11 protein-coding genes and 2 pseudogenes are annotated in these 20783 nt (G+C 68.2%); 3 read left to right on the top strand and 10 right to left on the bottom strand.

Features of this window, described 5'->3' with window-relative positions; translation table 11 throughout:
• Positions 1-79: 79 nt before the first annotated feature.
• Positions 80-865 carry a DoxX family protein gene (locus G6N08_RS15685; protein ID WP_163760722.1) on the top strand — a complete coding sequence of 262 codons (786 nt, stop codon included), beginning with the start codon at positions 80-82 and terminating at the stop codon, positions 863-865.
• Between the two features lie 85 nt (positions 866-950).
• On the opposite strand, the gene G6N08_RS15680 is transcribed toward G6N08_RS15685, so the two are convergent.
• Positions 951-1352: a DUF2784 domain-containing protein gene (locus G6N08_RS15680; protein WP_163760720.1), complete on the bottom strand. Its 402-nt coding sequence runs from the start codon at positions 1350-1352 to the stop codon at positions 951-953.
• Positions 1353-1497: 145 nt separating this feature from the next.
• Here G6N08_RS15680 and G6N08_RS15675 point away from each other — a divergent pair, with 145 nt between their 5' ends.
• Positions 1498-2010: an RDD family protein gene (locus G6N08_RS15675; RefSeq protein WP_163758774.1), complete on the top strand. Its 513-nt coding sequence runs from the start codon at positions 1498-1500 to the stop codon at positions 2008-2010.
• Here the strand turns inward: G6N08_RS15675 and G6N08_RS15670 are convergent.
• The 3 genes and pseudogenes from G6N08_RS15670 to G6N08_RS15660 form a co-directional block, all read right to left on the bottom strand.
• Positions 2000-2551, bottom strand: a complete 552-nt coding sequence (locus G6N08_RS15670) for a gluconokinase (protein ID WP_163758772.1) — start codon at positions 2549-2551, stop codon at positions 2000-2002. The genes G6N08_RS15675 and G6N08_RS15670 overlap by 11 nt on opposite strands.
• Before the next feature lie 82 nt (positions 2552-2633).
• Positions 2634-3278 (bottom strand): annotated as a pseudogene (locus G6N08_RS15665) (protein kinase family protein); the annotation flags it as partial.
• An 85-nt stretch (positions 3279-3363) separates the two neighbouring features.
• Positions 3364-4869: a carboxylesterase/lipase family protein gene (locus G6N08_RS15660; protein ID WP_163758771.1), complete on the bottom strand. Its 1506-nt coding sequence runs from the start codon at positions 4867-4869 to the stop codon at positions 3364-3366.
• 73 nt (positions 4870-4942) lie between these two features.
• Here G6N08_RS15660 and G6N08_RS15655 point away from each other — a divergent pair, with 73 nt between their 5' ends.
• Positions 4943-5629, top strand: a complete 687-nt coding sequence (locus tag G6N08_RS15655) for a hypothetical protein (protein ID WP_163758769.1) — start codon at positions 4943-4945, stop codon at positions 5627-5629.
• 5 nt (positions 5630-5634) lie between these two features.
• On the opposite strand, the gene G6N08_RS15650 is transcribed toward G6N08_RS15655, so the two are convergent.
• From G6N08_RS15650 to G6N08_RS20805, 6 genes and pseudogenes are all read right to left on the bottom strand, one after another.
• Positions 5635-8307, bottom strand: a complete 2673-nt coding sequence (locus G6N08_RS15650; protein WP_163758767.1) for a PEP-utilizing enzyme — start codon at positions 8305-8307, stop codon at positions 5635-5637.
• Between the two features lie 15 nt (positions 8308-8322).
• Positions 8323-10992, bottom strand: a pseudogene (locus G6N08_RS20825) (type I polyketide synthase); the annotation flags it as partial.
• 1 nt (position 10993) lies between these two features.
• Positions 10994-11857, bottom strand: coding sequence for a polyketide synthase dehydratase domain-containing protein (locus G6N08_RS20820; protein ID WP_246216853.1), 864 nt, complete (start codon positions 11855-11857; stop codon positions 10994-10996).
• A complete protein-coding gene (locus tag G6N08_RS20815) occupies positions 11742-17639 on the bottom strand; it encodes a type I polyketide synthase (protein ID WP_246216773.1) in 5898 nt (1965 codons plus the stop codon). Before G6N08_RS20815 ends, G6N08_RS20820 begins: the two co-directional genes overlap by 116 nt.
• Positions 17632-17805, bottom strand: a complete 174-nt coding sequence (locus tag G6N08_RS20810) for a hypothetical protein (protein ID WP_174813302.1) — start codon at positions 17803-17805, stop codon at positions 17632-17634. The genes G6N08_RS20815 and G6N08_RS20810 overlap by 8 nt, the downstream gene beginning before the upstream one ends.
• Positions 17772-20669, bottom strand: coding sequence for a type I polyketide synthase (locus G6N08_RS20805; protein WP_174813301.1), 2898 nt, complete (start codon positions 20667-20669; stop codon positions 17772-17774). The genes G6N08_RS20810 and G6N08_RS20805 overlap by 34 nt, the downstream gene beginning before the upstream one ends.
• Positions 20670-20783 lie beyond the last annotated feature (114 nt).

The following is a 20783-nucleotide window of genomic DNA, read 5'->3' as shown; positions in this document are numbered from 1 at the left end:
CGGACAAATAACACTGCCATGAGGTTCGAGACTACGGTGGGCGGTTTGCGCGCCGGTGAGCCGGGGAATCCCCTTGCCCATGGTTATCCGCAGAATCGCACGACCACTGTTGTCAGCGGCATTCGTCGGCCAGGCAGTGGACTCACTGCGAAATCCCAAGGCTGCCGCGGATGCCGCCCGGCCAGCACTGGACGGTTTGCAGTCGCTGCCGGAGCCGGTTAAGCGCAAAATCCCGCGAGACGCCGAAACGTTTGCCCGGATCAACGCCGCCGTCCAGATCGGCGGCGGCGTCTTGCTTGCGACCGGCACAATGCCCCGCTTCGCCGCCGCCGCGCTGGCATGCACGGTGATTCCGGGAAACCTTGGTACGCACATGTTTTGGAGCGAAATCGATCCTGAACGCAGGGCGCAGAAACGGCGTCAGTTTTTGACCGACTTAAGCCTGCTGGGTGGGTTGATGATCGCGGCCGCGGATACCGCGGGCAAACCATCGGTTGGGTGGCGTGGTCGCCAGGTGGCAGGCCGGATCCCGGGCGCGCTCGCTGCAGCGCTGCCGTCACACACCTCCGATCGAATGCTGGTGGACTCCGACCTCGGTGAGAAGATCGGCCGTGGTCTGGCCAGAGGAGCCGAACATGGCCGCGAGCTGGCCAGCACGGCGGTTGAGAAGACCACACCCCTGCTGGAGGCTGCCCGTGCACGCGGTGGCCAGTTGGCTGAGATCGCCCGCGATCGCGGGACGGAACTGGCCCAAACCGCCCGCCAGCGCGGAACCGGGCTGACCCGCCGACGTGGCAGCCGTCTGGCCGATACTGCCCGGCGCGATAGCCCACGCAGACGGTTCCCACTCCGGCGCAAACACTGACTTTGGCCGCTGTTCTGCGCGGTCGCCGCGGGGCTCTGCTGCGGGCCCCGGCGATGACCAGGCTGCCCCCGGCAGCGCAGGCGTTTTACCGGCCATGTCGTAACAGCAGCCCGCCATGGCGCCCGGGGCGGAAATACGGGCGGAGATAGCGGCGGAGATATAACAGCCACGACAGTGCGACGATCCCGAATGCACACACCTGCACACCGCCCGCCCAACCGGCCGGATAGATCACCCCGGTGATGTAGTGCGCAATGAATCCTTGCGGGGGAAGCGGCGCCATCCCGGCCCTGGCGCGAGCCCAGCGCTCCAACAAGGTCAGCGGGCAGTCGAGGTGTGCGACCGTGGTGACTATCCCCCAGCTCACCGCGGGCATGTGCAGCCAGATGCTGCGCCGCCAGCGCAGCGCGACAAAACCGCCGGCGAGCACGTACCCGAGGAAGCCGAAGTGCACGGCCACCACCATCGCGACCAGAAGTTCATCCATCATTACCGGATTGCGGAAACGCCACCGTTCGGGCGGCCGGTGGTCCCGGTACAGATGCTAGTTCTCCGTCACGGCGCCGCAGCCAGCCCGGCGCTCCCCCGGCCGGGTAGATTGACGCACACCGAGGCGCCGAGGAGCAGATCTGATGACAACCGACGACGTCAACTTTCCCCCGTCCTCCTACGACCGGCCAGGGGCCTATCCTCCCCCGTCGCCTCCCCCGTTGCCGCGGCACCCACATCCCGCCGGCCTTGGCGTACGTTTGCTGGCCCGCCTCATCGACGGCATCCTGGTGAACCTCGCAGCGTTTATGCTTTCGGTTGTTTTGCTCGCACCCGACTCCTGGGTGCTGGCGACCGGCCTGTTCTCCGGTGTTCTCATGTTCGGCTATTTTGTGCTCTTCGAAGTCACCCGGGGCGCCACCCCGGGCAAAATGATGCTCGGCCTGGCGGTGCGCGGTGCCGGGAACCTGCCCAAACCCGACGCGAAGCAGTCCGCGATACGCAATGCCTTCACCTTGCTGACGCTGTTCCCCTACATCGGTAATCTGCTGGCGTTGATCGCCTATATCGTCATCGCGGTGACCATCAGCGCCAGCCCCACCAAACAGGGCAAACACGACGAATTGGCCGGCGGCACCCAGGTGGTCAGCTGTTAGGGTGCGGTGATCGATCGGTCATACCCGACCGGGCCAGGACGGTCTCGACCACCGCTTCGACAGTCCCACTGACATCGATGACCACACCACGCTCATCGGGGCCGAGCGGCTCGAGGGTGTCGAACTGCGAGGTGAGCAGCGCCGTCGGCATGAAGTGCCCCGGCCGGCTCACATGGCGGCGTTCGATCAGCTCCGGTGAACCCGATAAATGCACGAACCGGATCGGCGCGCAGCGCGCACGGAGCTGGTCCCGGTATGTGCGCTTGAGCGCTGAGCAGCTCATCACCCCGCCGTCACTGTGCTCAGCCAGCCACTCCCCGACCGCGTCCAGCCACGGATGGCGGTCCTCGTCGGTCAGTGGTTCACCGGCACGCATTTTGGCGATATTCGCCGGCGGGTGCAGGGCGTCGGCATCCGCGAACGGCACCCGTAAGCGGCGCGCCAGCGCCGCACCTACCGTCGATTTGCCCGAACCCGACACACCCATGACGACGATCGGCGGGCCGGCACCGGCCGCGCTGTGCTGCACGCCGCCGAGCATGCTCGCGTCATCAGACGATGGCAAATGTCAGGGGGCGTCCCGCCTAGCTTGCGCGGTTGCGGTTCCATTCCAGCCATCCCACAGCCAGGTAGTCGTCGAACGCGGTCACGAGGCGGTCGCACACCGTGCGGTACTGCGGCGCGATCTGATCGCCGTAACGGTCGAGGAAGCCGGCGTAGCGCTGGCTCATCATCGCCTGGTTGATCGGCGCGTCGCGGGTGAGCCATGCGGTTTCGGCCAGCGTGCTGTCGCCGAGCAGTGGACCCTGCATGCGAGCCAACTCGGTGACCGCTAGTCGGGCCTGTTCGATTGTGGTGCCTCGGATTTCGTCGCCGACGGTCGCCGGCCCGGCGTCACCGAGCAGCAGATCGAACGCCTCCGCGTCGAACGCGGCGTGATAGCACGGCGCAACCGGCCCGCCGAGGCGGGGCGCGATATCGCGGCAGAAGCGCACTTCGCGCTCGTAGAGGCCGAGCGCCACTCCGGTCTGGCGGCTGACCGGATCAGCAGCCGCGACCTTCAGCACCACCGAATCGGGCCCGTCGGCGCCGTCGGCGTAGCGCAACCCCACGCGGTAACACTCGCTCATCTGGCCGGTGCCGATGCGCTCGACGCTGAAATCGGCGACGGTTCCGGCTCCAAGTGTCGCGGTCAGCCAGGAGGCGCTCAGCTCAGCCGGGCCCGCGATGACCTGCTCGGTGTTGCCGATAACGCGCGCGTGTGCCACGGTTCCGCGTGCGATGTCATGACCCGTTCACGCAATCACATCCGTCGGCGCCCGCGCAGCACAACCGAAAAACTCGTACCGCTCGTCAGCGCGCCAGCGAGACGCCCTGCCACGCCATTCGGCGCTCGGGATGCGGATCGTATTCGACACGCGTCCGGCGGTCGAAGACCATCACGGCACGGTCGGCCGCGGTGTAGGCCGGCCAGTCCTCGCCCGGCACTCCGCTGCGGCTGAAGGACTGCCAGCGCCGCTGCACGTCGTCGGTGACGCGGAGTGCGGTGTGCCGATCAGCGATACCGGTCAGCAGCGACCCCAGCCGAGTGCGGTAGACGCCGAAAACAGCGAGCAGCTCGGTGGCATGCGTGGCTCCCAGACCCGACCAGCGCAGCATCCGCGGCGCGTAATCGTATCGGTACACGTATGTGGGTGCGTGGCTGCCGTGTGCCTCGGCGATCTGCCAGGCGGCCGAGCTGAAAGCGAAGTCGCCGCCGAGCCGGATACAGGCGGATCGGTTGGGATAGCCGGGGTAGGCAGCGGTAATGCGTTCCCGTGCGGCCGGGTCCACATCGGCGAGCAGCTCTTCGACCATCGGCTCGGTCGTGGGCAACAGTCCGAGGAAACGGGTGAACAGCCGGCCTTCGTCGGCGTTGGTGCCCACGATAAGCGGCACCCGGTGCGCCCGGCCGCTCCGCATCGCCTCGACGGGGTCGAGGGGCAGGTAGTCGTCACCGAACACCGGACCGATCGGGAAGGCGCCCAATCGGTCACGCATGCCCTGATCGATCAGGCGGTGTTGCGCTTTCACCAGCTCGGCAGCCGGCACCCGCATCAGGGCATGGGCAGCGTCTCGCCGGTGTACCCCCAGCAGATCGGCGAAGCGGGCCGCGAACTCGGCCGCGACCTCACGCGAGCGCACCATACCCGTGGCCGGGCTTTCCGCAATCGCGTGGCGGAACAGGCCTTCCGCTGCGGGCACCGCCAGCAAAGTGGCGACTGCGTGCGCACCTGCGCTTTCGCCGAAGATGGTGACATTGCCGGGATCGCCGCCGAACTGTGCGATATTGTCGTGCACCCAGCGCAGTGCCATCACCAAATCGCGCAGGTAAAGGTTGCTGTCGAGGGTGATATCCGGGGTGGACAGCGACGACAGGTCAAGACAGCCGAGAGCCCCGAGCCGATAGTTCACCGACACGTATACACAACCGCGGCGGGCCAGCGATGCGCCGTCATACAGCGGGGTGGCTGAGCTGCCCAGAATGTAACCGCCGCCGTGGATGAAAACCATGACCGGCAGGGGTTGGCTGCCGGCTGACCGCGGTGTCACCACGTTGAGCGTGAGGCAGTCTTCGCTTGTGGGCTGGTACTTGCCCGGGCCGATCATCGTGTAGCGGCGCTGCTGGGGTGCGCAGGCGGTGAACCTGTGGCAGTCCCGCACACCCGGCCAGGGCTCAGCTGGCTGCGGGGCGCGGAAACGCAGCGGCCCGACCGGCGGGCGGGCGTACGGAATGGAGCGCCAGCGGTTCACCCCGTCGCGGGTGAAACCTTCGACGCTGCCGGCGGCGGTGTGAACCCGAACGATCCGTCTGTGCATGCGTTGACGCTAGCCGGGCGCCACGCTGGGCGTGGACGGCAGGTCAGCTACGCGCGGCGGCTAACCTGGCCGCATGCGGGTCAGCATGCTGGTCGCGGTGTCGCTGCTGGTCGCCGGGTGTTCACATGCCATCGGCAGTCACTCGCATCCGACCACCACCGTGTCCCTGTCCACCACGGCACCCGTCGCCGCGCCCCCGGCCAAGCCGCCGGTGCCGCGAAGCGCCCCGGGGGCGGGCGCGCCGATCGCCGATGTCATCGCCTGGGTGGAGGCCGCCGCCCCCGCCGACGCGGCCCGCTATCACAGCGCGATCCGCGACGGCACCACCACCGAACTCGGCGACGACATCGCGTTCACGGGCCCCTCAGGCCCGGCCGGCAAAGTTCGCTGCATGACCGACACCAAACACAGCGGCGCAACGCTGTCCTGCCTGGTCGATCTGTCCACACCGCTGCCGCGCCCGGCGACAGCCTACGGCGAATGGAAGGGCGGCTGGGTCGATTTCAGCGGCTCAAGCCTGCAGGTCGGATCGGCTCGTGCTGATCCGGGGCCGTTCATCGACGGTGACGGACCGCAGCTGCCGGACGGCTCGTCGTTGTCATTCGGTGATTTTCGTTGCCGCGCCGATCACGTCGGCCTGTTCTGTGTGAACTACGCCTATCGGTCGGCGGTCCGGCTCGCCGCCGCCGGTGTCGAACCCTTCGGCTGCCTGCGTCCGGTTCCGCCTCCGGACGGCGTCGGAGCAAAGTTCAGCTGCTGACCCTGCTATGGCCGCATGCGGTTGCGGTCAGTCCACGGCAGCGACGAGTCGTCGGCGGCGAGTTCCAGCAGCCGGATCTCCCCCGCAGCGCCGTCGACCTCCACGAGCGCTCCCGGCGGCAGCCGCCGCGTCGCGCCCGCGACATCCACCACACAGGGGAACCCGAACTCGCGGGCCACCACCGCGGCGTGCGACATCGGTCCGCCCAGCTCCGTAACCACTGCGGCCGCATAGGAGAACGCGGCGGTATACCCGACGTCGGTCACCTCGGCCACCAGGACCTCACCCGGCTCGAGCTCGTCGATGGTCTCCGGGCGCACGATACGCACCCGGCCCCGGACCCTTCCGCCGCACACGCCCACACCGTGCAGGGTTTCTCCGGGGGCCAAGACAGTCGCCAAGGTGCTGCCCGGCTGCCAGCTGCCGCTGAAGACCGCGGGAGGAGCCACCGTGGCCAGCCGGCGTTGTTCGGCGCGGCGGCGTGCCACCAGGGCCGAAATGTCTGGCGGCCATGCGTCGAGTTCATCGACCAGCAGGTAAAACACGTCGTCGGCGGTCCGGAAGACACCGCGGTCCGCAAGGCGGCGCCCGTACTCGCGGAGCAGCCGCCGCAGCACCCAGATGGCGCGCACCATCGTGTCGCGACGAACCTCGCGGCCGCGCAGCTGGTTTGCTGCCAGCACGGCAATGGGCCGGGCCCGCAACGGAATAGCCTGATGTTCAGGCCGCGGTGTCGCGGCTGCGCGCAACGACTTGGCCACCATCGACACCAGCAGCTCCGGGTCATCGCCATAGGTGCTTGCCCGCATCTCCACCTCGGCCGGGCCGCGGTGTCCGATCGATGCCAACTCGGCGCGCAGCGCGGCGAGAAAATCCGGGGCCTGCGCGGCCAGCGCGTCTAGGTGCTTACCCGGCTGCGCAAGCAGACTACTGACAACCGGATCACGGCGGGCTGCGGTCACCAGGCGGTAGACCGCGTCCAGCGGTCGCGCACTGACCAGCTCCGGTCCCGCCGGTGGCGCAGTGGCTCGCCCGCACAACCCGCGCAGCATCGCGTTGAACGCGGCGCATAACATGAACGATCCCGAGGCCAGCACCCAGCCGTGCACCACGTGATCACGGGCCAGCAGGATCAGGCTGAGCAGCCGCCGCTCGTCCAGCCGGGTGAGATCGTCGCCGGCCAATCTCTCCAGCCGCGCGATATCGCTGATGTAGTCCCGGGTTTCGCGGGCAGCGCCGGCACTCAGACCGACCAGGTTGATACCGAAGACCCCGATATTGCGGAGGGTGCGCAGCGGTTTGGCCACGCGGCTGGACGGCGAGGGCAGCCGCTGCTCGCCGAAGATCGGCAACGCGGCCGCGCTGGGACCGAAGAACCCGCTGTTGGCCACGATCGTCGCCGGTTTGGCGAACGGCACGGTCTCGGCCATGAAATGCGCAGACGTGATAGCGCCGTAGAGCCGATGCGCGAACACCGCGACGGTTCGTATCGCGATCTCCCGCTCAACCAGCCCGCCGGGGCGCAGCCGTTCGGCGATGAGCGCACCGCCTGCCCGCAGGCCGCGCACTGTCACCGACGCCGACGACGGCGTGAACGGCCCGGGTAGTGCCTCCGACAAGTTGGTGGCCAGAAAAGTCGGGAATCGCGGGTCGATGGGGGTGTCGAATTCGCCGTTGAGCCCTTCCGGGCCGGCCAATCTGGGCACCACTCCGTCGGCGGCCGGGGCGTCCGCCGCGGGGATGTCCGGCACATGGCGCAGCCGCCACGGCAGCGACACCATGCGTGTGCCCAGGCTGACCTGCCCCCGCACGGCCAGCGCGAAGTCGTCGACACATTCGGCCGCGTGCCACACCGGCGTGAACCCCGACACCTCGCGCAGCCTGCAGGTCTCCATCAGCGGCGCACTGGAGAGCGTCTCCAGCTCGGCGAGCCATCCGGGCACGAATCGCCGAAATCTTTTGTACTTCCGAGGGATTGGCACTATCGGGCGCCTAATCGCAGCGGCGATGTCGCGCAGCGTCGACTCACCCGGCGCCGCGAGGTTGACCGGCCCGCTGGGCGCGGCGGTGTCGAGGATCGCCCACACGAACACTCGATGCACGTCGTCGGTATGCACCACCTGCAGCGGCCGATCGCACCCGGCGATACCGGGCAGCAGGGGGACCCCCAGCAGCCGGCGCACCCAATTGTCGACATCGCGGCCGAGGATGAGCGCGCAGCGGATGGCCACCCATTCGGCGCCGGACGCTGCCAGCATGTGCTCGACGCGGGCATGCACCGATGCCGGGCCGGTGTGGTCACGTTCGCTCACCGGCGGCGCCGAGGGCGGGCGACCGCGGTAGACGAGTGCTGACGAACCGAACACGATGCGCCGGGTACCGGTATCGGCCATCGCGGCGAGCACATTGGCGGTGCCGTCGAGGTTGACCTGGCGGCCGGTCTGCTCGTCGGTGAGCGGGCTACCCGCCCACGCGCAGTGTGCGACGACTTCGGCACCGTCGATGGCGCGCCGCACCGCGGCGGCGTCACGAATATCACTCTCAACGAAATCGACTGAGCTCGGCCAGCTTGCGGGCCGACGGCGTCCCAACCCGACGACCTCATGGCCCTGGCTGAGCAGCCGGGCGGCGACGCCGCGGCCGACCACTCCGCTCGCTCCGGTGACGGCGACTCTCACGTGCTGACCTCAGGCTTACTCGTCGTCGTCACGCAGTGCAGCGTTGACCAAGTCGTCGAGGTCCATATCCGCGATCTGTTTCTCGGTGCTCTCCGAGTCGGCGGCCCCGTCGGTTTCATTCGCCAGCTTGAGCAACAAATCCAGCACTCCGGCTTGCCGCAGACGCTTGACCGGGATCGAAGCCACTACCCGTTGGATCTCCGCTTCCCCGGGCGCGGGCTGGTGGCCGTCCTGCGCCGCGGTGCCCAGCAGTTCTTGACGGAAGTAGCCGGCCAACGCTGCAGAGTTGGGGTAGTCGAAGATCAGGGTGGGTGACAGTGACAGCCCGGTTGCGGCTTTGAGCCGGTTGCGCATTTCGACGGCGGTCAGCGAGTCGAAGCCCAGTTCCTGGAACGCCTTGTCCGGGTCGACCGCGTCGGGGCTGATGTTGCCCAGCACGGTGGCGATGTGCGAGCGCACCAGATCCAGCAGCACCGCGTGCTGCTCCTCGTCGGAGAGCCCTTCGAGACGTTGCAGCAGAGCCGATTTCGATTTAGCGGCGGCCAGCGAATCGTCGACACGGCGACGGGCGGGGGCGTTGATCAGATCAACGAACATCGGCGGCAGGGTGCCGTCGTCGAATTTGGTCCGCAAGGCCGCCAGGTCGATGCGGGCCGGCAGCAGGAAGGGTTCGTTGACGATGATCGCGGTGTCGAAGAGCTCGAGCGCTTCGGCCAGCGACATCGCCACGACGCCGTCTCGGGCAAACCGGGCGTAATCAGTCGCGCCCAGGCCGCCGGTCATGGTGCTGGCCTGCTGCCACAGGCCCCAGGCCAGCGCCGTCGCCGGTAGACCGTGGGCGCGCCGGTACATGGCCAGCGCGTCGAGGTAGGAGTTGGCCGCCGCGTAGTTGGCCTGCCCCGAGGAGCCCACCAGCCCGGCCAGCGACGAGAACATCACGAACGCCGACACATCCAGCTCCCGGGTCAGCTCGTGCAGATTCCACGCCGCATCCACCTTGGCGCGCAACACCGCATCAAGACGCTCCGGCGTCAACGAGGTGATCACCGCGTCGGCGACGATCCCGGCCGCATGGATCACCGCCGACAGCGGACACTGGTGCGGAATATCCGCGAGCACTGCCGCCAGGGCGTCGCGATCGGCGGCGTCGCAGGCCACCACCCGCACATGAGCGCCGGCCTGGGTCAACTCGCTGACCAACTCCGCCGCGCCGGGCGCATCCGGGCCGCGCCGGCTCACCAACAGCAGGTGCCGCACCCCGTGGCGGTCCACCAGATGACGCGCCAACGCCGAACCGGCCATCCCGGTGCCACCGGTGATCAGCACCGTGCCCGCCGCCCACGCATCCGGCATCGTCAGCACCACCTTGCCCACATGACGGGCCTGACTCAGATACCGCAGCGCCGCCGGCGCGCGACGCACATCAAACACCGTCACCGGCAACGGCTTGAGCGCCTTCTCGGTGAACATCGCGGTCAGGTCGGCGAGGATGCGCCGGATGCCGTCCGCGCCGGCTTCGAAGAGGTCGAAGGCGCGGTAGCGCACACCGGGGTGGTGCTGGGCCACCACGGCGGGGTCGCGGATATCGGTCTTGCCCATCTCCAAAAACACCCCGCCGGGGGCGACCAGCCGCAGCGAAGCGTCCACGAAATCACCGGCCAGCGAGTCAAGCACCACATCCACACCGCGCCCCCCGGTGACCGCACGGAACTTCTGCTCAAACTCCAGCGTGCGCGAGTCGGCGATGTGATCATCGTCAAAACCCATGGCCCGCAACGTGTCCCACTTAGGCCGGCTGGCGGTCGCGAAAACCTCCAACCCCAAATGACGGGCCAACTGCACCGCAGCCATCCCCACCCCCCCAGTGGCGGCATGCACCAACACCCGCTGCCCCGCCTTCACCTCGGCCAGGTGCACAAAAGCGTAGTAGGCGGTGGCGAAGCCGACTGATGCGGTCGCGGCGTCGGTGTGCGACCAGCCCGTCGGTACTTCGGCCAGCAGCCGCTCGTCGGTGACCGCGGTTGTGCCGCTGCCGTCGGGGAAGAACCCCATCACCCGGTCGCCTACAGCGAAACGACCACCTGCTGAACAGGTTTCGATGACCGTGCCGGTGGCCTCGATACCCATGGCCGCGTCGTCGTCGGGGTAAAGACCCAGGGTGATCATGACGTCGCGGAAGTTGGCGGCGATAGCGCGCACGGCGACGCGGACCTGGCCGGGCTGCAGCGGGGCATCGGCGTGGGGAACCGGTTCAAGGATCAGGTTCTCGAAGGTGCCCGCACTGCTGAGCCCCAACCGCCAGGGCCCATCCCCGGGGGGCACCAGCACCGAATCCACCGCCCGACTGGCATGCACCCGCGGCACATAAACCCGCCCACCGCGCACACACACCTGCGGCTCCCCAGCACCCAAAATCGCCGCCACCGCCGCATCATCGAGCGGCCCATCCACATCGGCAAGCACCAACCGGCCCGGATGCTCGGTCTGCGCCGAACGCACCAACCCCCACACCGCGGCCCCCGCCAAATCCCTGACCCGCTCACCGGGCAACCCCACCGCACCCCGGGTAAGCACCACCAACACCCCCCCATCACGCTCAGCCACCCACGACTGCACCACAGCCAGCACCTGACGGGTCCGCTCAGCCACCCCCGCCGGCCCCTCAGCAGGCACCGACTCAAACAGCTCATAAGACTGCACCCCCCGCACCCGCCGCCGCAGACACCGCCGACCACACCAGCTCAAATAACCGATCCGGGCCAACCCCCGACACCGCCGCCCGCAACTGCTGCGCACTGACCGGGCGAGCCCGCATCGCCGCCACCGACAACACCGGCAACCCCAACCCATCAGCCAACTCAATCGACACCGCCGACGGACCCGCCGGCGCGACACGCACCCGCACCGCACTGGCACCAGCAGCGTGCAACGACACCCCCTGCCAACAAAACGGCACCAACACCGCACCCTCGGCACCCTCAGCACCGGCCATCAACAACGCATGCAACGCCGCATCCACCAGCACCGGGTGCACACCAAAACCACCCACACCCCCCGCCGCCTCCGGCAACGCCACCTCAGCAAACACCTCATCACCACGACGCCACAGCGCAGTCAACCCCCGAAACGCCGCACCATAGCCATACCCACGCGCCGCCAACCCCGCATACCCATCACCCACATCCACCGGGGCGGCACCCACCGGCGGCCACACCGACAAATCCGCCACCGGCTCCACCACCCCCGGCCGCAACACCCCCTCGGCATGACTGACCCACGCCCCATCAGCATCAACCCGCGAATACACCCACACCCCCCGCCGACCCGACTCCTCAGCAGCACCCACCACCACCTGCACCGCCACCGACCCCGACGCCGGCACCACCAACGGCGCCGCCAACGTCAACTCCTCAACCACCCCACAACCCACCTCATCACCGGCGCGGATCACCAACTCCACAAACCCCGCACCCGGAAACACCACCACCCCCGACACCGCATGATCTGCCAACCACCCCTGCACCGCCACCGACAGCCGCCCCGTCAACACCACCCCCCCAGACGCCGGCAACTCCACCACCGCACCCACCAACGGATGCCCCCGCCTGCAAACCCAACCCCGCCGCATCCACCGACGCACCATCACCAGCAAGCCAAAACCGCCGCCGCTCAAACGCATACGTCGGCAACTCCACAAAACCCCCACCCGCCAACACAACCCGCCAATCCACCCCCACACCCGACACAAACACCCCCGCAGCGGCGTTCGCCAGCGTGTCGGGCTCGGGGCGGTCTTTGCGCAGCGTCGACACCAGCAGCGGGTCAGCGTCCGGCAGCGATTCCGCGACGGCTGCTGTCAAACCGCCCGTCGGCCCGACTTCGAGGAAACGCGTCACCCCGGCTGAGTGGGCGAAGCGGATGCTGTCGGCGAAGCGTACCGGCTGACGGATGTGACGTTTCCAGTAGTCGGCCGAAGCGAAGTCGTGTGCTGCCGATTCACCGGTGATGTTGGAGATGATCGGAATGACGGGCTGTCCGACGGCGAGTTCCGCGGCAACAGCGCCGAATTCGTCGACCATGGGTTCCATCAGCGGGGAGTGGAACGCGTGCGAGACAGCCAATCTGTGAACCTTGCGGCCCTGGCCGCGCAGCTGCTCGGCGACGGCGCTCACCGCGGCCTCAGCTCCGGAGATCACCACCGACGCCGGACCGTTGATCGCGGCGATACCGGCATCGGCGCCCAGCAGCGGCTGCACTTCCTCTTCGGTGGCCTGCACGGCGACCATGGCGCCGCCAGCGGTCAAGGATTGCATGAACCGCCCCCGCGCAGCCACCAATACCGCCGCGTTCTCCAGTGAGAGGACACCAGCGACGTGCGCTGCGGTGAGTTCACCGACCGAATGGCCCATCACGAAATCGGGCCGGATTCCCCAGGAGTCAAGCAACCGGAACAACGCCACTTCCACTGCGAACAGCGCGGGCTGGGCGAACTCTGTTGTGTTCAGAAGATTTTCGTCTGTGCCCCACATCACCTCACGCAGTGGACGTAACAGGTGCCGGTCCAGCTCGGCTACGACGGTGTCGAACGCCTCGGCGAAAACCGGGTATGCGGCATGCAGGCCCTTTCCCATGCCGAGCCATTGGGAGCCTTGGCCGGGGAAGATGAACACGGTTTTGCCGCTGGGGGCGGCGCTGCCGCTGATGACACCGGCGCCGGGGATGCCCTCGGCCAGCTGGGAAAGCCCGGCCAGCAGCTGCTCACGATCGGCCCCCAGCACCACCGCCCGATGCTCAAACACCGAGCGGCCCGCCAACGACCAGCCCACATCCAGCGCATCCAGCCCCGGGCGCGCACCCACAAACTCACGCAGCCGGGCCGCCTGCGCCCCAACCCGACGCGGTTTTCGCCGACACCACCCACGCCAACACCGGCGGACGCGTGGCCGACTCGGGCCGCGGCGGCTGCGGCGGGCAGCCTCAAGAATCACATGCGCATTCGTGCCCGAAATCCCAAACGAGGACACCCCCGCCCGGCGCACCCGCCCCGCCGCCGGCCACGGCCGGCCCTCGGTCAACAACGCCACCTGACCCGCCGACCAATCCACATGCGGACTGGGCCTATCCACATGCAACGTCGCCGGCAACCACTCGTGGCGCAACGCCAACACCATCTTGATCACACCCGCCACCCCGGCCGCCGCCTGGGTATGACCCATATTCGACTTAATCGAACCCAACCACAGCGGCTGCGAACGATTTTGCCCATAGGTGGCCAACAACGCCTGCGCCTCAATCGGATCCCCCAACGTGGTGCCGGTGCCATGACCCTCCACCACATCCACCTCCGCCGGGCTCAACCCCGCATTGGCCAACGCCGCACGCACTACCCGCTGCTGCGACGGCCCATTGGGAGCCGTCAACCCGTTGGAAGCCCCATCCTGATTGACCGCCGAACCACGCACCACCGCCAACACCGGATGCCCCAACCGCTGCGCATCCGAAAGCCGCTCCACCACCACCATCCCCCCACCCTCGGAGAACCCGGTGCCGTCGGCTGCCCCGGCGAACGCCTTGCAGCGCCCATCAGGGGACAGCCCGCGCCAGCGGCTGAACTCGACGAAGATGTCGGGTGTGGCGTTGACGGTGACTCCCCCGGCCAGGGCCAGGTCGCATTCACCCGAACGCAGCGAGGCCACCGCCATATGCAGCGCCACCAGCGACGAGGAACACGCGGTATCCACCGACACCGCCGGGCCCTCCAACCCCAGCACATACGCCACCCGGCCCGAGGCCACGCTGGAGAGCTGTCCGGTCAGCCGGAACCCCTCCACCGGCTCGGCGGCGAACATGCCGTAGCCCTGGGTCATGATCCCGGCGAATACCCCGGTGGCGCTGCCCCGCAACGACATCGGATCAATCCCGGCCCGCTCCAACGCCTCCCACGCAAGTTCGAGGAACATCCGCTGCTGCGGATCCATCGCGAGTGCCTCGCTCGGCCCGATCCCGAAGAACCCGGGATCGAAATCGGCGACACCGTCTACGAATCCGCCAGTGCGGGTGTAACAGGCACCCGGAACATCGGGGTCGGGGTTGAACAACCCGGCCAGATCCCACCCGCGGTCGGTCGGGAACTCCGACACCACGTCACGGCCCTCGACCAGCATCTCCCATAACGCCTCCGGGCAATCCACCCCACCCGGGAAACGACACGCCATCCCCACAATCGCGACGGGGTCGTCACCTGCGGGCCGCGCCGCGGGAATGTGCTTGATTTCCTGCGGGACTCCGGCCAGTTCGGTGCGGATGTAGGTGGCAAGGCCGCGGGGGGTCGGGTAGTCGAAGATCAGGGTGGGTGACAGTGACAGCCCGGTTGCGGCTTTGAGCCGGTTGCGCAGTTCGACGGCGGTCAGCGAGTCGAAGCCCAGTTCCTGGAACGCCTTGTCCGGGTCGACCGCGTCGGGGCTGATGTTGCCCAGCACGGTGGCGATGTGCGAGCGCACCAGATCCAGCAGCACCGCGTGCTGCTCCTCGTCGGGCAGCCCGTGCAGACGCTGCGCCAGCGCAGATTTCGATTTAGTGGCGGCCAGCGACTCATCAACGTGGCGGCGCGCCGGCGCGTGGATGAGGTCGCCGAACATCGGCGGGACCAGGCCCGGGGTTGCCGACGCGGCGCGCAGCGCGGCCAGGTCGATGCGCGCGGCGATCTGGACCGGTTCGTCGACGATCAAAGCGGTGTCGAGTAATTCGAGAGCTTCGGCGGTCGGCAGTCCCAGGACGCCGCCGCGGCTTAGCCGCGCGCGGTCGGTGTCCGCCAGGCCGCCGGTCATGGTGCTGGCCTGCTGCCACAGGCCCCAGGCCAGCGCCGTCGCCGGTAGACCGTGGGCGCGCCGGTACATGGCCAGCGCGTCGAGGTAGGAGTTGGCCGCCGCGTAGTTGGCCTGCCCCGAGGAGCCCACCAGCCCGGCCAGCGACGAGAACATCACGAACGCCGACACATCCAGCTCCCGGGTCAGCTCGTGCAGATTCCACGCCGCATCCACCTTGGCGCGCAACACCGCATCAAGACGCTCCGGCGTCAACGAGGTGATCACCGCGTCGTCGACGATCCCGGCCGCATGGATCACCGCCGACAGCGGACACTGGTGCGGAATATCCGCGAGCACTGCCGCCAGGGCGTCGCGATCGGCGGCGTCGCAGGCCACCACCCGCACATGAGCGCCGGCCTGGGTCAACTCGCTGACCAACTCCGCCGCGCCGGGCGCATCCGGGCCGCGCCGGCTCACCAACAGCAGGTGCCGCACCCCGTGGCGGTCCACCAGATGACGCGCCAACGCCGAACCGGCCATCCCGGTGCCACCGGTGATCAGCACCGTGCCCGCCGCCCACGCATCCGGCATCGTCAGCACCACCTTGCCCACATGACGGGCCTGACTCAGATACCGCAGCGCCGCCGGCGCGCGACGCACATCAAACACCGTCACCGGCAACGGCTTGAGGATCTTCGCATCGAACAGCTCCGCCAGCTCGAGCAGATACTGGTGCATGCGCACCCGGCCGGGTTCGAAGAGGTCGAAGGCGCGGTAGCGCACACCGGGGTGGTGCTGGGCCACCACGGCGGGGTCGCGGATATCGGTCTTGCCCATCTCCAAAAACACCCCGCCGGGGGCGACCAGCCGCAGCGAAGCGTCCACGAAATCACCGGCCAGCGAGTCAAGCACCACATCCACACCGCGCCCCCCGGTGACCGCACGGAACTTCTGCTCAAACTCCAGCGTGCGCGAGTCGGCGATGTGATCATCGTCAAAACCCATGGCCCGCAACGTGTCCCACTTAGGCCGGCTGGCGGTCGCGAAAACCTCCAACCCCAAATGACGGGCCAACTGCACCGCAGCCATCCCCACCCCCCCAGTGGCGGCATGCACCAACACCCGCTGCCCCGCCTTCACCTCGGCCAGGTGCACAAAAGCGTAGTAGGCGGTCATGAAAACCGCTGATACACCGGCGGCTTGGGCATACGACCAGTCGGCGGGCATCGGCAACAGCAGCCGGACATCGCCGGCCACCAGGGTGCCGCTGCCGTCGGGGAAGAACCCCATCACCCGGTCGCCCACAGCGAATTCGGTGACGCCGGGCCCGACTTCGACCACCACGCCAGCGGCCTCGCCGCCGAGTAGAGCGTCGTGGGTGAACATGCCCAGGGTGATCATGACGTCGCGGAAGTTGGCGGCGATAGCGCGCACGGCGACGCGGACCTGGCCGGGCTGCAGCGGGGCATCGGCGTGGGGAACCGGTTCAAGGATCAGGTTCTCGAAGGTGCCCGCACTGCTGAGCCCCAACCGCCAGGGCCCATCCCCGGGGGGCACCAGCACCGAATCCACCGCCCGACTGGCATGCACCCGCGGCACATAAACCCGCCCACCGCGCACACACACCTGCGGCTCCCCAGCACCCAAAATCGCCGCCACCGCCGCATCATCGAGCGGCCCATCCACATCGGCAAGCACCAACCGGCCCGGATGCTCGGTCTGCGCCGAACGCACCAACCCCCACACCGCGGCCCCCGCCAAATCCCTGACCCGCTCACCGGGCAACCCCACCGCACCCCGGGTAAGCACCACCAACACCCCCCCATCACGCTCAGCCACCCACGACTGCACCACAGCCAGCACCTGACGGGTCCGCTCAGCCACCCCCGCCGGCCCCTCAGCAGGCACCGACTCAAACAGCTCATAAGACTGCACCCCCGCACCCGCCGCCGCAGACACCGCCGACCACACCAGCTCAAATAACCGATCCGGGCCAACCCCCGACACCGCCGCCCGCAACTGCTGCGCACTGACCGGGCGAGCCCGCATCGCCGCCACCGACAACACCGGCAACCCCAACCCATCAGCCAACTCAATCGACACCGCCGACGGACCCGCCGGCGCGACACGCACCCGCACCGCACTGGCACCAGCAGCGTGCAACGACACCCCCTGCCAACAAAACGGCACCAACACCGCACCCTCGGCACCCTCAGCACCGGCCATCAACAACGCATGCAACGCCGCATCCACCAGCACCGGGTGCACACCAAAACCACCCACACCCCCCGCCGCCTCCGGCAACGCCACCTCAGCAAACACCTCATCACCACGACGCCACAGCGCAGTCAACCCCCGAAACGCCGCACCATAGCCATACCCACGCGCCGCCAACCCCGCATACCCATCACCCACATCCACCGGGGCGGCACCCACCGGCGGCCACACCGACAAATCCGCCACCGGCTCCACCACCCCCGGCCGCAACACCCCCTCGGCATGACTGACCCACGCCCCATCAGCCAACCCGCGAATACACACACCCCGCCGACCCTCTCAGCAGCACCCACCACCACCACCACCACCACCCCACCACCAACGGCGCCGCCAACGTCAACTCCTCAACCACCCCACAACCCACCTCATCACCGGCGCGGATCACCAACTCGCACCCCACCACCACCCACCGCATGATCTGCCAACCACCCCTGCACCGCCACCGACAGCCGCCCCGTCAACACCACCCCCAGACGCCGGCAACTCCACCACCGCACCCACCAACGGATGCCCCCCCGCCTGCAAACCCAACCCCGCCGCATCCACCGACGCACCATCACCAGCAAGCCAAAACCGCCGCCGCTCAAACGCATACGTCGGCAACTCCACAAAACCCCCACCCGCCAACACAACCCGCCAATCCACCCCCACACCCGACACAAACACCCCCGCAGCGGAGGTGAGGAACCGATCCAGCCCGCCGTCCTCGCGGCCCAGGGTGGGGATGACGATCGCGTGCCGGTCACCGCCGACACAGTCGTCGAACGTGTCCTCGACGCCGGTGATCAGTGCAGGGTGCGGACTGCATTCGATGAAGGTGCGGTACCCCCGTTGGCACGCGCTGCGCACCGCCGCCTCGAACTGCACGGTCTGCCGGATGTTGCGATACCAGTAGTCGGCGTCGAGGTCGGCGGTGTCCATCACATCGCCGGTGACTGTGGAGAAGAACGTGGTGCGCGATGAACGCGGCTCGATACCCGACAGGGCCGCGCTGAGCTGGTCGCGAATAACCTCGACTTCAACCGAATGCGATGCGTAGTCCACGTCGATGCGGCGGGCCCGCAGCTCGTGCGCCGCGCATTGCCGCATCAATTCGTCCAGGGCAGCGACGTCGCCCGACACCACTACCGCCGACCGCCCGTTCACGGCGGCGATGCTGATACGTTCTCCCAAGGGTGACAACAACTCTCGCGCCCGCTCCACACTGCAGGCGATGGACACCATGCCGCCCGGCCCGGATAAACCGGTTAACAGCTTGCTGCGCAGCGTTACCACGCGAGCCGCGTCGCGCAGCGACAACGCACCTGCCACATAGGCGGCAGCGATCTCCCCTTGTGAATGACCGATCACAGCATCCGGTTTCACCCCGATCGACTTCCACAGCTCGGCCAGCGACACCATCACCGCGAACAGCGCGGGCTGTACCACGTCGACGCGGTCCAGGCCCGGGGCACCGGGCGCTCCGCGCAGCACATCGGTGAGCGACCAGTCCACGAATTCAGAGAAAGCCTCTGCGCATGCGTTGATCTGTTGCGCGAAAACCGGTGCACAATCCAGTAATTCGACGCCCATGCCGAGCCATTGGGAGCCTTGGCCGGGGAAGATGAACACGGTTTTGCCGCTGGGGGCGGCGCTGCCGCTGATGACACCGGCGCCGGGGATGCCCTCGGCCAGCTGGGAAAGCCCGGCCAGCAGCTGCTCACGATCGGCCCCCAGCACCACCGCCCGATGCTCAAACACCGAGCGGCCCGCCAACGACCAGCCCACATCCAGCGCATCCAGCCCCGGGCGCGCACCCACAAACTCACGCAGCCGGGCCGCCTGCGCCCCCAACCCCGACGCGGTTTTCGCCGACACCACCCACGCCAACACCGGCGGACGCGTGGCCGACTCGGGCCGCGGCGGCTGCGGCGGCGCAGCCTCAAGAATCACATGCGCATTCGTGCCCGAAATCCCAAACGAGGACACCCCCGCCCGGCGCACCCGCCCCGCCGCCGGCCACGGCCGGCCCTCGGTCAACAACGCCACCTGACCCGCCGACCAATCCACATGCGGACTGGGCCTATCCACATGCAACGTCGCCGGCAACCACTCGTGGCGCAACGCCAACACCATCTTGATCACACCCGCCACCCCGGCCGCCGCCTGGGTATGACCCATATTCGACTTAATCGAACCCAACCACAGCGGCTGCGAACGATTTTGCCCATAGGTGGCCAACAACGCCTGCGCCTCAATCGGATCCCCCAACGTGGTGCCGGTGCCATGACCCTCCACCACATCCACCTCCGCCGGGCTCAACCCCGCATTGGCCAACGCCGCACGCACCACCCGCTGCTGCGACGGCCCATTGGGAGCCGTCAACCCGTTGGAAGCCCCATCCTGATTGACCGCCGAACCACGCACCACCGCCAACACCGGATGCCCCAACCGCTGCGCATCCGAAAGCCGCTCCACCACCACCATCCCCCCACCCTCGGACCAGCCGACCCCGTCGGCCGCCCCGGCGAACGGCTTGCAGCGCCCATCGGGCGCCAATCCCCGGTGCCGGCTGAATTCGACGAACACCGTCGGTGTGGCGTTGACGGTGACTCCCCCGGCCAGGGCCAGGTCGCATTCACCCGAACGCAGCGAGGCCACCGCCATATGCAGCGCCACCAGCGACGAGGAACACGCGGTATCCACCGACACCGCCGGGCCCTCCAACCCCAGCACATACGCCACCCGCCCGGTGGCCACGCTGGAGGTCATGCCGGTGAGCCGGTAGCCCTCGATCTCGTCGGCGAGCATGCCGTAGCCCTGCACGATGAGCCCGGCGAATACCCCGGTGGCGCTGCCCCGCAACGACATCGGATCAATCCCGGCCCGCTCCAACGCCTCCCACGACAGCTCCAGCAGCATGCGGTGCTGCGGGTCGGTGGCCAACGCCTCGGTTGGTGACACCCCGAAAAAGCCGGCGTCGAAACCCGCGACGTCGTCAACGAATCCGCCATGGCGCGTGTAGGTCTTGTGCGGCGTGTCGGGGTCGGGGTCAAACAACCCGGCCAGATCCCACCCGCGGTCGGTCGGGAACTCCGACACCACGTCACGGCCCTCGACCAGCATCTCCCATAACGCCTCCGGGCAATCCACCCCACCCGGGAAACGACACGCCATCCCCACAATCGCGACCGGTTCACTCGACCGTTCCAGCAGCGCACGGTTCTTGCGCTTCAACCGCTCGACCTGAACCAGCGCTTTCCGCAACGCCTCGGTCGCGTGCTGGAGTTGATCAACCATGTGGCTACCCCTCGCTTAACACCGGTCGTCTGTGGCTGCCCAACGCAGCCCGTGTCGGGTCAGGAAAAATGAAGTTGGTCTACGCGGCGACGTCGCATGCCGGCACGCCAATCC

The sequence above is a fragment of the Mycobacterium botniense genome, assembly GCF_010723305.1.
Lineage (GTDB): Bacteria > Actinomycetota > Actinomycetes > Mycobacteriales > Mycobacteriaceae > Mycobacterium > Mycobacterium botniense.
Note: the sequence above shows the minus strand (reverse complement) of the source record. Positions and strands in the feature narration are given on the sequence as shown.

Coding starts and splice junctions, on each gene's coding strand:
- G6N08_RS15655 (WP_163758769.1), top strand. CDS start 4,943: ATGCGGGTCAGCATGCTGGTCGCGGTGTCGCTGCTGGTCGCCGGGTGT.
- G6N08_RS15675 (WP_163758774.1), top strand. CDS start 1,498: ATGACAACCGACGACGTCAACTTTCCCCCGTCCTCCTACGACCGGCCA.
- G6N08_RS15680 (WP_163760720.1), bottom strand. CDS start 1,352: ATGGATGAACTTCTGGTCGCGATGGTGGTGGCCGTGCACTTCGGCTTC.
- G6N08_RS15670 (WP_163758772.1), bottom strand. CDS start 2,551: ATGCTCGGCGGCGTGCAGCACAGCGCGGCCGGTGCCGGCCCGCCGATC.
- G6N08_RS20810 (WP_174813302.1), bottom strand. CDS start 17,805: ATGCGGTGGGTGGTGGTGGGGTGCGAGTTGGTGATCCGCGCCGGTGAT.
- G6N08_RS20805 (WP_174813301.1), bottom strand. CDS start 20,669: ATGGTTGATCAACTCCAGCACGCGACCGAGGCGTTGCGGAAAGCGCTG.
- G6N08_RS15660 (WP_163758771.1), bottom strand. CDS start 4,869: ATGCACAGACGGATCGTTCGGGTTCACACCGCCGCCGGCAGCGTCGAA.
- G6N08_RS15685 (WP_163760722.1), top strand. CDS start 80: ATGGTTATCCGCAGAATCGCACGACCACTGTTGTCAGCGGCATTCGTC.